The sequence below is a fragment of the Streptomyces sp. NPDC001493 genome, assembly GCF_053597235.1.
In genome coordinates, this window is sequence record NZ_JBSFHV010000009.1 from 106789 (window position 1) to 122056 (window position 15268).

General features: G+C 71.7%; 11 protein-coding genes. All 11 read left to right on the forward strand.

Features of this window, described 5'->3' with window-relative positions; all coding sequences use genetic code 11:
• The first annotated feature begins 6 nt into the window (after window positions 1-6).
• Window positions 7-555: a GTP-binding protein gene (locus tag ACWCWD_RS15455; RefSeq protein WP_450773405.1), complete on the forward strand. Its 549-nt coding sequence runs from the start codon at window positions 7-9 to the stop codon at window positions 553-555.
• Window positions 552-1919, forward strand: coding sequence for a cytochrome P450 (locus tag ACWCWD_RS15460; RefSeq protein WP_450773208.1), 1368 nt, complete (start codon window positions 552-554; stop codon window positions 1917-1919). The genes ACWCWD_RS15455 and ACWCWD_RS15460 overlap by 4 nt, the downstream gene beginning before the upstream one ends.
• Before the next feature lie 147 nt (window positions 1920-2066).
• Entirely contained in the window at window positions 2067-3317 is a 1251-nt protein-coding gene (locus ACWCWD_RS15465) for a cytochrome P450 family protein (protein ID WP_450773210.1), read from the forward strand.
• Window positions 3318-3838: 521 nt separating this feature from the next.
• Window positions 3839-4234: a hypothetical protein gene (locus ACWCWD_RS15470; protein WP_450773211.1), complete on the forward strand. Its 396-nt coding sequence runs from the start codon at window positions 3839-3841 to the stop codon at window positions 4232-4234.
• A gap of 96 nt (window positions 4235-4330) precedes the next feature.
• A complete protein-coding gene (pstC, locus tag ACWCWD_RS15475) occupies window positions 4331-5449 on the forward strand; it encodes a phosphate ABC transporter permease subunit PstC (RefSeq protein WP_450773213.1) in 1119 nt (372 codons plus the stop codon).
• Between the two features lie 75 nt (window positions 5450-5524).
• Window positions 5525-6814, forward strand: coding sequence for a phosphate ABC transporter permease PstA (gene pstA / locus ACWCWD_RS15480; protein ID WP_450773215.1), 1290 nt, complete (start codon window positions 5525-5527; stop codon window positions 6812-6814).
• Window positions 6815-6897: 83 nt separating this feature from the next.
• Complete coding sequence (pstS, locus tag ACWCWD_RS15485) at window positions 6898-8640, forward strand: phosphate ABC transporter substrate-binding protein PstS (RefSeq protein WP_450773216.1); 1743 nt, start codon at window positions 6898-6900, stop codon at window positions 8638-8640.
• 137 nt (window positions 8641-8777) lie between these two features.
• Window positions 8778-11249: a hypothetical protein gene (locus ACWCWD_RS15490; protein WP_450773218.1), complete on the forward strand. Its 2472-nt coding sequence runs from the start codon at window positions 8778-8780 to the stop codon at window positions 11247-11249.
• 278 nt (window positions 11250-11527) lie between these two features.
• Window positions 11528-12517: a substrate-binding domain-containing protein gene (locus ACWCWD_RS15495; protein ID WP_450773220.1), complete on the forward strand. Its 990-nt coding sequence runs from the start codon at window positions 11528-11530 to the stop codon at window positions 12515-12517.
• Between the two features lie 155 nt (window positions 12518-12672).
• The gene (locus ACWCWD_RS15500; protein WP_450773222.1) at window positions 12673-14121 is read left to right on the forward strand and encodes a hypothetical protein; all 1449 of its coding nucleotides are present in this window, start codon (window positions 12673-12675) and stop codon (window positions 14119-14121) included.
• A gap of 173 nt (window positions 14122-14294) precedes the next feature.
• Window positions 14295-15227 (forward strand): sortase, encoded by a 933-nt coding sequence (locus ACWCWD_RS15505; RefSeq protein ID WP_450773223.1) that lies wholly within the window; start codon window positions 14295-14297, stop codon window positions 15225-15227.
• Window positions 15228-15268 lie beyond the last annotated feature (41 nt).

The following is a 15268-nucleotide window of genomic DNA, read 5'->3' on the forward strand; positions in this document are numbered from 1 at the left end:
TCCAGCGTGGCGGGGGCGGCGAAGATCCTGGTCGTCGGCCCGCTGGGGGTGGGCAAGACCACGCTGATCGGGACGGTCTCGGAGATCGAGCCGCTCTTCACCGAGGCCGCGATGACCCAGGCGGGCGCCCGGGTCGACACCGTCGTGGACAGCACCAAGACGACCACCACGGTCGCCCTCGACTTCGGTCGGCTGACCGTCGACGGCGATCTGGTGCTCTACCTGTTCGGTACGCCGGGGCAGCAGCGGTTCCTGCCGGCCTGGCGGGACCTCGCCAAGGGTGCGCTGGGGGCGCTCGCCCTGGTCGACACCCGGGACCTGACCGCCTCCTTCGACGCGCTGGGCAACCTGGAGGACCTGGATCTGCCGTTCGCCGTCGCCGTGAACGTCTTCCCCGGCAGTCCTCTGCACGACACGGACGAACTGCGCGACGCGCTCGATCTGCTGCCCGGGACGCCCCTGGTCCTGTGCGACGCGCGCGACGAGGAGTCGTCGATCCGGGCCCTGATCGCCCTCGTCAGCCACCTCATCCATGTCGCCACGGAGCCTTCATGAGCACCCCGCATTCCCCGGCCGGGTCCGCCGCCGGCTGCCCCTGGCCCGCCGCCCCGTCCGCGTCCACGGCGACGCCGCTGTACGGGCCGGATCTCGACGGTGACCGGATGCCCCTGCTGTACGAGCAGATGCGCGACGCGCACGGACCGGTCGCCCCGGTCTCCGTGGCTCCGGGCATCGACGCCTGGCTGGTGCTGGGCCACCGCGAGCTGCTCAAGCTCACCCGCGACGAAGGGGACTTCTCGCACGACCCGCGCCACTGGCGTCTGCTGCGCGAAGGCCGGGTGCCCGCCGACTCGCCGATCCTCCCGATGGTCGGCTGGCGCCCCGCGCTGCTCTTCGCGGACGGGCAGCAGCACCGCAGGATGCGGGCGGCCGTCTCGGACGGGCTCGCCGGGATCAACGGCCACGAGCTGCGCCGCAGCGTCCGGGCCGCCTCCGAGGGGCTGATCGCCTCGTTCGCCGCGCGGGGCGAGGCGGACCTGGTCGCCGACTACGCCCGTACGCTGCCGCTGCGGGTGATCACCGGACTGCTCGGGCTGGACGACCGCACCGGGCGGGAGCTGGTGGAGGCCGTCGCGGGCACCGTCTCCGCCACCAGCGGCTCGGCGGACGCCAGCCGCCGGATGGGCGCCATCCTCTACGGGCTGATCAAGGAGAAGCGGCGCGAGCCCGGCGAGGACATCACCTCCACGCTGCTGAACCACCCGGCGGAGCTCACCGACGAGGAGGTGCTGCACAACCTGGTGGTGATGTTCGTCGCGGGCAACCAGACCACGGTGAACTGGATCGCCACCACGCTGCGCATCCTCCTGTGCGACCCGGCGTTCCGCTCCTCGCTGGCCGGCGGCCACCTGAGCGTGGACGACGCGCTCGACCTGGTGCTGTGGCGCTTCCCGCCCACCCAGAACTTCCCCGCCCGCTACGCCACCCGCGACATGCGGTTCGGCGGACAGGACGTCCGTACCGGCGACATGCTGATCCTGGGCCTCGCGGCGGCCAACGCGGACCCGGAGATCCTGCCGGCCGACGGTGTGCCGGTGGTCGGCAACCGCTCCCATCTGGCGTTCGGTGCCGGACCGCACACCTGCCCCGCGCAGGACCCGGCCCGGCTGATCACCCGGACCGCGGTGGACACCATCCGGCACCGGCTTCCTGATCTGGAACTCGCCGTGGCCGAATCGGAGTTGGAGTGGATCAAGTCTCCCTGGAGCAAGGGTCTGGGTGCGCTCCCGGTACGGTTCGGCACGCCGCAGCTGCCGCAGGGGGAGGTCTCCCCGCAGTCGGCGAGGGACCTCGCGCCGGCCCGGACGGCGCCCTGGAGCACCGCCGTGCCCCGGCCGTCCTCGACCGTGCCGTACTGACGAACCCGCGCCACCACCCGCGCCGACGACCCCGCGCCGCCGCCCCCGCCGACGACTCCGCGCCGTCGGCCCGCGCCGAGGACCCGTGCTCCGCGGAGCACGGCGTACCGCCCCGCGACCACTCATCCTCGAATCTGGAGAGCTCTGTTGAACACGTCACCGGTGAACTCCGCGGCCGACGGGCCGTACCGCCTCGACCCTGCGGGCGGCTGCCCGCACGCGGCCAACGCACGGCTGCTGCAGCGTTCCGCGGTCACCGAGGTGATCATGCCCGGCGAGGTGGCGGGCATGGCGGTGCTGGGGCACGACGCGCTCAAGGAGTTCCTCCAGCACCCCGACGTCGCGAAGAACGCGGCGCACTTCGCGGCGCTCCAGGCCGGTGAGATCGCGGACGGCTGGCCGCTGAAGACGTTCGCCACCGTGCAGGGGATGACGACCGCCGACGGCGCCGACCACCGGCGGCTGCGGTCCCTGATGAGCAAGGCGTTCACCCCGCGCCGGGTGGAGGAACTCAGGCCGCGCATAGAGGCGTTGACCGCCTCGCTGCTGGACGGCCTGGAGGCCGCCGCCGAGGCCGGGGACGGGGTCGCCGATCTGCGGACGCACTTCGCGCTGCCGCTGCCGATGGGCGTCATCTGCGAACTGCTGGGCGTGGGGCCCGAACACCACGACCGGCTGCACCGGCTGTCCAACCAGATCGTCGCCACGGACATCGGCCCGGAGGAGGCGATGGCCGCCAACCGGGAGATGGTGGAGGTGCTGAGCGCGGTCGCCACCGCCCGGACCGAGGAGCCGGGGGACGACCTCACCACCGCGCTGATCGCGGCCCGCGAGGAGAACGGTGACCGGCTGGCCCCGCAGGAGCTGCTCGGCACTCTGATGCTCACGATCATCGCCGGGCACGAGACGACCCTCAACCTCATCACCAACGCGGTGCGGGCGCTCTGCACCCACCGCGACCAGCTCGCCCTGGTCCTCGCGGGCGAGGCGAGCTGGGAGGACGTGGTGGAGGAGACGCTGCGCTGGGACAGCCCGGTGAGCTACTTCCCGTTCCGCTACCCGACGCGCGACCTGGAGCTCGACGGCACCGTGATCCCCAAGGGGACGCCGGTGCTGGCCGGTTACTCGGCGGCCGGCCGCGACACGAACGCCCACGGCCCCGACGCCGCGCGCTTCGACATCACCCGCGACAGCAAGGCCCGTCACCTCTCGCTGGGCCACGGCGCCCATTACTGCATGGGGGCTCCGCTGGCCCGGATGGAAGGCACGGCGGCACTGGAGCAGCTGTTCACCCGCTTCCCCGACCTCGACCTGGCGGTGCCCGAGCCCGAACTGCCCCGGCACGCCTCCTTCGTGGGCAACAGCGTGCAGCGGCTGCCGGTACGCCTGCACGGCTGAGGCGAACGCGCGGCGGCGCGGGAGCGTACGGGGCGGGCGGGGGCAACGGACGGAGCCCCCGCCCGCCCCGCAGCCGTGCCCGTACGCGTGCCCGTACGCGTGCCCGTTCCTGTGCCCACACCCGTACGCCCGCCCGTGCCCCCGAGCACCTTCGTGTACGGCTCCGATCCGCCCCCACGCACTCAGGGCCCGGGCGGCACACGCCCAGGTTCGCCCACCCGCGGGGCGCCCCCGCCCTGCCCGGCCGCGGAAACAATCCGGAGGCCCCAGTTCCGCCCCGGAACACCCGTCCCTCCCCCACCGCTCCGCCCCTCGGCGCACTCCCGGCGCACTCCCGCGCGGAGGGGGCGGTCTCGGGCGATTTCCCCAGCATGGCCGCATGGTTACCGCGTCATGAATCGTGACCTTTGGGGTCTCCTTTGCCTCTCCATGGTTCCCCGCATCTCAGTAGATTGCCTCTGCCGCCCACGCAGGTGCGTACCCTGCGGTCTTTTCTGTGAAGGGGCGGCGAGGGGTGGGGCATGGAACAGCCGAAGGAGGCGGCGAGATCGGCCGCCGGTACGACGGGCACGCGATGTCAGATAGACATCGACACACACGGGGGGTACGGCTGGCGGCTGGTCGCGTCGAACGGCCGGCCGATGGCGGTGGCGAGGGTGTCGTTCGGCTCGCACGCGCGGTGCAGGGCGGCGTTCGTCGAGCTGTGCGCGGCGCACGCGCACCACTCCGGGGGGATTCAGCACCGCCAGGGGGGCGGCGGCTGGGTCTGGGTGCTGCGGGACGGGTCGGGCACCGTGGTGGCCGCCTCGCCGAGGACGTACGAGCGGCATGCGACCTGCCGCTCCGCCTATGACCGATTCCGCGCGATGCTGCCCGGACTGAAGGTGGAAGAGGAGGCGTTCTGGGGTAGCTCTTGAGCACAACGGTGCCAGGAATGCCGAAGTTGCCCCCAGGGCCCCTCTCGTTCACCTCTCAGGACGTGTCCGTCCACCGGATCGGTCGAGCGTCGGGGCGTGCCTTCGCTGAAAAGATCCAGACGCCTGACGGACGACGGCGTCCTCCCCGGAAGCGCTGACGGCGCTCCGTCCGCCGGAGCCGCCGCCGGAGCCGCCGCCGGCCCGTTCGGAGCTCCGGCGGCGGGCGGCGGGCGGGCCGGCGACGCTCCGCGGCGGCTGTACGCGGACCCCGGCCTGCCGGACAAGGTCTTCCGCACGGTCGCCCGCTCCGGCGGGACCCTCGTCCTGCTGGTGATGCTGCTCGTCGGCGGGTTCCTCTTCGCGCGGGCCCGGCTCGCGCTGGAGGACGCCGGCTGGTCCTTCTTCACCACCTCCCAATGGGCGCCCGACGCGGGCAACTTCGGCATCGCCGCCGTGCTCGTCGGGACGGTCCTCATCGCCCTGATCGCGATCGCCTTCGCGTTCCCGCTGGCCCTCGGTTCCGCGCTCTACATCTCCGAGTACGCCTCGCCGAGGCTGCGCCGCACGCTCATCAGCGTGGTCGACCTGATGGCCGCCGTGCCGTCCGTGGTGTACGGCCTGTTCGGCTTCTTCTTCCTCCAGGACAAGGTGGTGCCCACCGCGCGGTGGATCGCCACCTACCTCGGCTGGATACCGGTGTTCGGCGTCGAGGGCGCGGACCCGGACGACCCGCTCTCGCCGCCGAGCGTCTACACCTCGTCCTCGATGCTCGCGGGGCTGGTCGTCGCGATGATGATCGCGCCGATCATCTGCTCGATCATGCGCGAGGTCTTCTCGCAGGCCCCGGCCGGTGAGCGGGAGGGTGCCTACGCCCTCGGGGCGACCCGCTGGGGCATGATCCGCAGCGTGGTCCTGCCCTTCGCCAAGGGCGGCATCATCGGCGGCACGATGCTCGGGCTCGGCCGTGCCCTCGGCGAGACGATCGGTGTCTTCATGGTCATCTCGCTCACCTTCGACGTGCAGTGGCACGTGCTCCAGGCCGGTACCAGCTCGGTCTCCTCGCTCATCGCCCTCCGCTACGGCGAGGCGGGCGAGTTCGGGATGTCGGCGCTGATGGCGGCCGGATTCGCCCTGTTCGTCATGACGCTGATCGTCAACTTCGCGGCGTCGTCCATCGTCGCCCGCAGCCGCTCCGGCGCGTCCAGCGACGCGTGAGCGCGCCGCCCTCACCCCGCGCGGTACGCGCCCGGTTCTGCCCGGTTTCTTGCCCCAGAAATGAGCGTTACGACCATGACTCTGGCCCCTGAAGCGCCCCGCGCGTCCGGTGGCGCCGACCCGGCCCCCGGCGCCGCGCCCCGTACCTTCCTGCCCGGGCCCGCCCGTACGAAGGACCCCGCCGGCGAACGGCGGCGGGCCCTGCCCCCGCTGCGCGCGAGCGACCTGTACGCCCTGTTCGGCTCCGCCGCCGGATCGCTCTCGCTGACCTGGCTGGTCTTCGCCCGGCTCACCCCGTTCAACGGCGCGGTCGGGTTCGTCGTCGTGGCGTACGTCCTCTTCCTCGGGCTGTACGCCCTGGTGGTCTCGCTGGACGAGGACGGCCCGGCGGTCGTGGACCGGGTCGCCGCCGCCGTGATCCGTTCACTCGGACTGCTGCTGGTGGCGATCCTCGTCTACGTCGTCGTCTACGCGCTCTTCGAGGGCCGCCAGGCGCTGGCGCACCTCAACTTCTTCACCGAGGACATGCGGTTCGCCGGTCCGCTGGAGCCGTTGTCGGTGGGCGGCGCGCTGCACGCGGCCGTGGGCACGCTCATCATGATCACCATCGCGCTGCTGGTCACCGTCCCGGTCGGGCTGGTCTGCGCGGTCTTCCTCACCGAGGTGCCCGGCCCCTTCGCGCGGTTCGTCCGCACGGTGGTGGAAGCGATGACCGCGCTGCCGTCCATCGTGGCCGGACTGTTCATCTACGCCACCGTGATCCTCGCCGTCGGCATGGACCGCTCCGGCTTCGCGGCGGCGCTCGCGCTCTCCGTGATGATGCTGCCGATCGTGATCCGCGCCGCCGACGTCGTCATCCGACTGGTGCCCGGCACCCTGCGCGAGGCCAGTTACGCGCTCGGCACCTCCCGCTGGCGGACGGTCTGGCACGTCGTCCTGCCCACCTGCCGCTCCGGGCTGACGACCTCGGTGATCCTCGGCACCGCCCGGGGCATCGGCGAGACCTCGCCGGTGCTCCTCACCGCGGGCTTCACCGCCGAGATGAACTGGGACCCGTTCTCCGGGCCGATGGTGTCGCTGCCGCTGGCCACCTTCACCTTCGTCCGCTCGCCCGAGCCGAACATGATCTCGCGCGGATTCGGTACCGCCGCGCTGCTCATGGCCCTGGTGCTGCTGCTGTTCGTCCTCGCCCGGGTGCTGGGCGGACGCGGCCCGGGGCAGCTCTCGCGGGGCCAGGAGCACCGCAGGGTCACCGCCTCCCGCCGGGACGCGGCCCGCTTCGCGGCGCGGGGCCCCGTACGCCCCGTACGCCCTGCCGAGCCGCCCACCGGCCCGGCGCCGCACGCACACCCCTCGACACCGTGACGCCCGCCCCGTCCGGCCGTCACCCCTGCCCGCACCCCCAGAACCCGCGTGCCGCGCACCCGCACACCGCCAAGGAGAACATCGTGAGACCCGTCAACGCCCCGGCCCGTTCGGGGGTGATGCTGCTGGCCCTGCTGCTGGTGTTCGGCGCGCTCTCGGCCGTCCGGGCACCCGTCGCCGAGGCCGCCTCGTACGCGAAGATCACCGGCTCCGGCTCCACCTGGAGCGCCAACGCGGTCACCCAGTGGGTCCGTAACGTCAAGGCCAACTTCGGCATGACGGTCAACTTCACCGACAACGGCTCCTCCCAGGGCCGTGAGCAGTTCCGCAACAACGTGGTGGACTTCGCCGTCTCCGAGATCCCGTACGGGCTGTACGAGCAGGGCGTCCGCGACTCGCCCCCGCAGCGCGGCTACGCCTACATGCCGATCGTCGCCGGCGGTACGTCGTTCATGTACAACCTGAAGATCAACGGCAAGCGGGTCACCAACCTGCGGCTCTCCGGTCCGGTCCTCGCGAAGATCTTCACCGGGCAGATCACCCGCTGGAACGACGGCGCGATCAAGGCGGACAACCCGGGGCTGACCCTGCCCGCCCGTCAGATCATCCCCGTCGTCCGCTCCGACGGCTCCGGCACGACCGCCCAGTTCACCACCTGGATGGCCAAGGAGCAGACGTCGGTCTGGAACGCCTACTGCAACAAGACCGGCCGCGGCAGCGGTTGCGGCATGACCTCGAACTACCCGCTGCTCGGCGGGAGTTCGATGATCGCCAAGTCGGGGTCGAACGGTGTCGCCGGCCATGTCCGCCAGACGTCCGGCGAGGGTGCGATCACCTACGTCGAGTACTCCTACGCCCTGAAGACGGGCTTCCCGGTCGTCAAGATGCTCAACGCCTCGGGCTACTACGTGGAACCGACCGCCGCCAGCGTCGCCGTCGGCCTGCTCGGCGCGAAGATCAACACCGACAAGAACAGCCCCTCCTACCTCACCCAGATCCTCGACGGCGTCTACCGCAACAACGACGACCGCACCTACCCGCTGTCCAGCTACAGCTACATGATCCTGCCGACGAAGGAGGAGGCGGGATTCACCAAGGACAAGGGCAACTCACTCGGTACGTTCGGCCGTTACTTCCTCTGCGACGGCCAGCAGCAGGCGGAGGAGCTCGGCTACTCGCCGCTCCCGAAGAACCTCGTGCAGGCCGGCTTCGACCAGCTGCGCAAGGTGCCCGGAGCACCCACCTCCTCGATCGACATCGGCAAGTGCCGCAACCCCACCTTCTCCAGCGACGGCAGCAACACCCTCGCGAAGAAGGCGCCCCAGCCGAAGGCGTGCGACAAGCAGGGCCCCACGCAGTGCACCACCGGCACCGCCGGTGACACCAGGACGACCCCGGTCAAGCCCGGTGCTTCCGGCACCGGCGGCTCCTCCACGGGCGGAACGACCGGCACCGCGGCCTCGACGGGCGGCGGATCGGCGACCGGTGGCCAGGGTGCGCCGAGCGGCGGCACGGGCGGCGCGGCGGCGGACGCGGACGGCGACGGGCAGCCCGACGCCCAGGCGACGGGCGGCGGCGGCGCCGCGGTCGGCGGCGCGGGCACCGCGGTCGACCCCGACACCGGCGAGGTGATCACCGACTCCGCCGCGGTCGGCGACAGTTCGGTCGTCGCCAACCCCGTCACCCTCGCCTCGGGCAGCGGCCCCGGGCTGCGCGGCGCGCTGATGGCGCTCTCCGCGCTGCTGCTCGTCGCGTTGGTCGTCGTACCCCCGCTGACCGCACGGACGATGGCGGCCCGCTCACGGCGCAGGGGGGACGCGGCATGAGCGGCGCGCGGAAGACCCACGACGACGAGCCACGGGAGAGGGGACCGCTCGTGCGCCGCACGCGTGTGACGGCACCGGGGCGGCTGGGGCGCGTGCCGGGCGACGCCGGACAGGCGGGGCTTTCGACACACGCCCCGGTGTCCGCGCGGCGCCGGGTCGTGGCGGGCCTGGGCGCGCTGACGGCGGCTCTCGTGCTCGCCGTGCTGCCGGTGCCGCCGGGCGGTGACACCCCGGCGAGCGCGGCGGAACAGAACGGCTCCGCGGTGACGAAGACCGGCAGGAAGGGGCCGTACGACGACTTCTCCACGCTGAAGGTGACGGTCAGCCAGACCAAGGACCTGCGGGGGCAGGCGGTCAAAGTCTCCTGGACGGGCGGTACTCCGGGCACCACGGAGCCGGCCCGGGACTTCATGCAACTGATGCAGTGCTGGGGCGACGATCCCGACGCGGGGCCCTCGCGCGAGCAGTGCGAGTTCGGGGCGACGAGCAGCGCCTCTCCCGGTTCCACGCGGGCGCTCACACCGGCTTCGGACGCCGACCCCGCCGAGGGCGACTACGCGGACCTCCCCGACGAACCCCTGGGCGGCAACAAGTTCGTCCCCTTCCGTCCGGTCAGCGGCGCCACGACGACGGGGGCCTTCGACTACACCTACTTCACCGACGGGGACACCAACAACATTCCCTGGGTGGCGAACGACTCCGAGGGATCGGGTGAGGCCATCTTCGAGGTGCGGACCTCCGTGGAGTCACCGCACCTGGGTTGCGGAGCCCGCCGGAACGCCGAGGGGGCGGTCCAGCCGTGCTGGCTCGTCGCTGTCCCGCGGGGCGACCACAACCCGGACGGCCGACTGGCGGAGTCCTCGTCGTCCCCCGCGGCGGCGAGTGCGCTGAGCCAGTCGATCTGGGACCAGCGCCTGACGTTCCGGCTCGACTTCCTTCCCGTGGGCGACAACTGCGACCCCGACAAGCCCGAACGGCGCACCATCGGCTCCGAGCTGGTCACCGACGCGATGACCTCGTGGCAGAGCACACTCTGCACCGACGGATCCCATCGCTTCACCTTCACCCAGGCCGGTGAGGAGACCGCGCGCTCGGCGGTCACCGCGCCGACGGACACCTCGCCCGGCCTCGCCTTCACCGTTGACCCGGTCGAGGTCGACGCCGACTCCGCCCCCGTCGTGCACGCGCCGGTCGCGATCAGCGGACTCGCCATCGGCTTCATGTGGAACTACACGGACGCGTCCACCCAGGTCTCGCACCATGCGAGCCGGCTGCGCCTCAACCAGAGGCTCCTGGCGAAGCTGCTGACCGAGTCGTACGTGGAGAACGTACAGATGGGGACCTTCGGCCTACCACAGCCCGAGTCCGTCGCGGGGAATCCCATCAGGATCGCTTCGGACCCGGAATTCCTCCAGTTGAACCCCGAGATCAATGCCGGACGCGAAGCGCCGAACGGAATAGTCGTCGGCCTGGATAATTCCGACACCGCGCGCATGCTCTGGCGCTACCTCATCCAGGACAAAGACGCCCGCTCGTTCCTCGAAGGGAATCCCGACCCTTGGGGAATGCATCTCAACACCAGCTACAAGGGTATCGGTCTGACCGAAGAACCCTTCGACTACTACCCGAAGAGTGACATCACCTCGACGCCCACCCAGTGCCCCGGAATCGAATACGGAAGCCAGAATCTCGTACCGTACGCCAATGACATGCACAGCACCGCCCTGAAGATCCGACGGGGTTACTCGGGCCTGGCGTTCACCTGCAACGCGACCACGTCTCCGCCGGGGCTGACGGGAACGCGCCCGCCGCTGAACAGCGCCCACGAGATCGGCATCGCGGACACCGCTTCCTCCGACCGGTACCTCCTGGACGTGGCGGCCCTGCCCAACGCCGACGGCACCTTCGTGAAGCCGACGACCGCCACCATGCTCAAGGCGGTCACGCAGATGCCGGACTCCGCCGTCCCGGGAGTGAAGACGACCGATCCCGCCAAGGCGCGCGGCAGCGCCTACCCGCTCACCTCCGTCGTCTACGCGGCTGCCTCCGTGGACCAGGCGGCGGACGCCCGCGCGGACTACGCCAAGGTCATCCGGTACGCCGCGGGTGACGGACAGACGCCCGGCACCGCGCCCGGTCAGCTCCCGGCCGGGTACGCCCCGCTGCCGAAGGAGTTGCGCACCCAGGCGCTCGCGGCAGCGACCGCACTGGAAAAGGGCGTGGTCACCGAGGACGGGACCTCGGCGGACGGCGGTTCCTCGGACGCCGGCGGCAACGGCGCCACCTCGGGCGGCGGCTCCGGCACGAGCGGCACGGGATCAGCCTCGTCCGGCTCGACGGGCGGTTCCACAGGGGTGTCCGGGTCCACCGGAGCGTCCGAGGCGCCCGGAGCGCCCGGGACCGCAGCGGCGGGCGGCGGCGTTGCCGCCGCCTCGGGAGGGACCACAGCCACGACGGCGTCCGGCAGCACCCCCTCCGAGCTGCTCGGTGCGGTCCGCTGGGTCCTGCTCGGCGTGCTCGTCCTGGGTGGCGCGGCCTCTCTGTCGGGACCTGTCCTGCTGCGTCTCTCCACGCGCAGGGGCAGGACGGAGGCAGCCGGCGCCCCATAGGACAGCGCAAGGAATTCGCGCTTTCCCGGAATGTCCTCTTTCCAGGAAGGCGCGATTTCCCGGCAGTACGCCCGGAACCTCCAAGGGTGGCGCAGGAAACAATCCATTCACCTGATCCGCCCCTCGGATTTGTGGCCTCCCGCACGCCGATCGGGAAGTGTGGGCACCGCCGGCCGACGGGCCGGAGGCACCAGAATCCGGATTGCTCCACTGCTCTTTCCCACGGGGTTTTCCCGTCATCCGTAAGCATGAGATCCGTATTCACGGAGGAGAAAACAGTGAACGTCACGTCTCGTGTTCGTGCCGGTGCCGTCGTCGGTGCTGTCGCTCTCGCCCTCGGCGCGTTCGCCGCCCCGGCCGCCATCGCCGACCCGCCGGCCACCGAGTACCGCATCCTGGCCGGTGTCGGCTCGGACACGACCCAGGACGTCGTGAACGCCCTCGGCAACGTGGTCCTGAACGCCTCCGGCAGCAAGATCATCGCCTCGTACGACGCCACCGGCTCGGCCTCGATCACGACCCGCTCCGGCTGTGCGATCAGCCGCCCCAACGGGTCCTCGGCGGGCATCACCGCGCTCGCCACCGACGTCAACGACACCACCAAGGACTGCATCGACTTCGCCCGCTCCTCGCGCGGCGCCAAGACGACGGGAACCCTGCTCACCTGGATTCCCTTCGCCAAGGACGCGGTGTCCGTCGCGGTCCGCACCGACAGCGCGCTCTACGCCTCCGGCGCCCAGGACCTCACCACGGCGCAGCTGAAGGCCATCTACCAGTGCACCACCACCACGCTGAACGGCGTGACCCTCACGCCGCTGCTGCCGCAGACCGGCTCCGGCACGCGCTCCTTCTTCCTGGAGAAGCTCGGTCTGACGGACGCGCAGGTCGGCAGCTGTGTCAACCAGTCGGTGCAGGAGAACAACGGTCTGGCGCTGGACACCGCCGGTGACATCGCCCCGTACTCGGTGGCGCAGTACATCGCGCAGGTCAGCGGCACCGTCACCGACATCCACGGCGCCACCGACCTGATCAAGGTCAACGGCACCGCGCCCTACAACGCCTCCACCTTCACCCTCAACACCGTCTTCAGCTTCAACCGTGACGTCTACAACGTCGTCCCCACGGCGAAGCTCACCGACGCCACCATCTCCTCCACCTTCGTCGGCTCGACCTCCAAGGTCTGCGCCGCCACCACCACCATCACCGCCTACGGCTTCGGCACCCTCGGCTCCAACTGCGGTACCACCACGCAGCAGGGCCTCAACTGACGCCCTCTCCCGGCGTCGTATCCCCCTACGGGGCGGACGACGCCGGGAGAGGCACCGCACACCACACCGCCGAGCACGACGGCCGGGCACCCCACGGGTGCCCGGCCCCCCGGCGTATCCGTCCACCCGTCGAACTCCCTGGGGGAAACCCGCCCATGAACCGCCTGGCACCACTGAGATCGCCCGTGGCCCTGCTGACGAGCTGTGCTCTGCTCTTCGCAGCCCTCGCGGCCGTGCTCGCCATGACCACGCAAGCACACGCGTTCACCACCATCGGTGCGCTCAAGCTCACGCCGACGAGCGGAAAGCTCGACGATCCGCTCTTCGCGACGCACGCGGAGACGGACGGTCCCTGCCCGGAGGGCTCGGTCGTCTCCAACCTCGCCGTGGTCGTACCGGGCAACCCGCTGGCATCGAACCTGGCGAAGCTGAAGTCCGCGCCGAGCACCACGGGCGCCTTTTCCGACGATCTGGTCGCGTGGAGCCCGGCCGTGCTCCACCGGACACTGGGGCAGCGTCTCCTGGAAGCCATTCCGGACGGGAACTTCGACGGCGTTTACACCATCGGCCTCTACTGCACGGCGAGGGGCGAGACCGATCCCGCCTTCACCGCGCTCATCAAGGTCGAGGGGGACTCCTGGTCGGTCCTGGAACAGCAGGCCACCGGCATCGCGCTCTCCGGCGTTCCGGAGAACGCCCTGGTGGGGCAGGCGTACAAGCTGAGGGCCACCGTGACTCCGGCGGGGGCGACCGGGACCGTCGTCTTCTCGTCCAAGGAGACCGACAGCGCGCAGCCCGTGGAGATCGGGCGGGCGGACCTTGTCGAAGGGGTGGCGGAGATCGACATCCCCGCGCCGACCGTGGAGGGCCGCGCCTACTACTACGCGTCCTTCACCCCTGCCGACGCCCAGCTGTACGCCGCTTCGGAAGTGAACGGTGGGGTACCCGTCTACACTCCCCTGTCCGTGACCGACGCCGACGGCGTGACCCTCGGAGCGAACCCCGCGCTGAAGCCCGGTGACACGGTGAAGATCACCGCGCGGGGATTCACGGCGGCGGCGGCGGTGACGGTCGCCCTCGACGAGGGGGCCTCCCTCACCGGCGCGACGGCGGACGACGGAGGCGCCGTGGCGAATTACGCGTTCACCGTCCCCGACGACATCGAGGCCGGCCCGCACACCCTGACGCTGGCGGAAGGCGCGGACGGCGCGTACAGCGTCGCGTTCGGATTCCGTACGACCGCCGTCACCGCCGACCCCACCGATCCGACGGACGACCCCACCGATCCGACGGACGACCCCACCGATCCGACGGACGGCCCCACCGATCCGACGGACGGCCCGGGCGACACCACGGGCCCCGACAGTTCCGACAGCTCCGACAACGGCGGCTCCGACGACTCCGCCGGCCTCGACGGCGACGGCTCCGACAGCGGCGGCTCCGGCACCGGCACCGATTCGGGCTCCGGCGGCGCACTCGCCTCCACCGGCGCGCAGCTCGGCACGGCCGCACTCGGTGGCCTGGCCCTGATCGCCGCCGGCGGCGCCCTCGTGCTCCACGTGCGCCGCAAGGGCATGCTCCGCTTCGGCACCCCGCGTCACTGACCCGTCCCGGACCCACCCGTCCCCGACCGACCCGTCCGCCGCGGGCCCGTGGCCGCCACCTCGTGTGGCGGCCCGGGCCCGGCGGCGCGGAGCGGGTCCGCGCGTACCGGGCGGAGGCCGCCGCGCCGACCGCCCCACCCCTCTCCGTACCGTCGACCAGGAGTGCACCCATCGTGTCCGTGCTCGCACCGCCGCCCCCGGCCGCACCGCCCGACCAGAAGCCGCCCCGCCCGGCCGCGGCGCCCGACGCGGCACCCTCCCGGCCCGGTCTCGCCCTGACCGGCGCCGCCCTGTGCGTGCTCGCCGCCGTGCTGTTCGGGTTCGCCGCGAACCTCACGGTCGTCGGCCACCTCCAGCACGCCCGTGACCAGCAGGTCGCCCACGACGACCTGCGGGAGCAACTCGCCCTGGGTACGGCCCCGGTGGGCCAGCAGACCTTCGACGGCAAGGCGCTCGAACCCGGCGTCCCCGTCGCGCTGCTGCGCATCCCGGTCCTCGATCTGGAGGAGGTCGTCGCCGAGGGCACCACCTCGACCGTGCTGATGTCCGGTCCGGGCCACCGCCGCGACACCCCGTTGCCCGGCCAGGCGGGCACCTCCATCGTGATGGGCCGGCAGTGGGGGTACGGCGGGCCCTTCGGTGACCTGCACAACCTGCCGACCGGCTCCCGGATCGACGTGACCACCGGCCAGGCGAAGGTCAGTTACGAGGTGACCGGCATCCGGCGGGCGGGCGATCCGCTCCCCGCCCCGCTCGCCTCCGGCGAGGGCCGGCTCACCCTGATCACCGCGACCGGCGGGCCGTACACGCCCTCCGGCATCCTTCGCGTCGACGCCAAGCTCGTCACGCCCGTCCAGCCGAGCCCGCCGCGGGTGCTGCGTACCGGCTGGATCGCCGAGTCCGAGCAGGCGCTGAAGGGCGAGGGCGACTCGTGGCTCCAGGTGTTCCTGTGGACCCAGGCCCTGCTCGTGGCGGCCCTGCTCACGGTGGCGGCGTACCGGGTCTGGGGCCGCTGGCAGACCTGGGCCTGCGGGGCACCGCTGCTCGCCGCCCTCGGCATCGCGGACGCGGGGGCGTTGACCGCCCTGCTGCCCAACCTCCTCTGACGACGAACCCGTTCACCTTCGCGCAGACCATCTCGCCGTAC

Bases quoted from the DNA above. Each gene is read 5' to 3' on its own strand.
- ACWCWD_RS15460 (WP_450773208.1), top strand. From the start codon at position 552: ATGAGCACCCCGCATTCCCCGGCCGGGTCCGCCGCCGGCTGCCCCTGG.
- ACWCWD_RS15470 (WP_450773211.1), top strand. From the start codon at position 3,839: ATGGAACAGCCGAAGGAGGCGGCGAGATCGGCCGCCGGTACGACGGGC.
- pstA (WP_450773215.1), top strand. From the start codon at position 5,525: ATGACTCTGGCCCCTGAAGCGCCCCGCGCGTCCGGTGGCGCCGACCCG.
- ACWCWD_RS15500 (WP_450773222.1), top strand. From the start codon at position 12,673: ATGAACCGCCTGGCACCACTGAGATCGCCCGTGGCCCTGCTGACGAGC.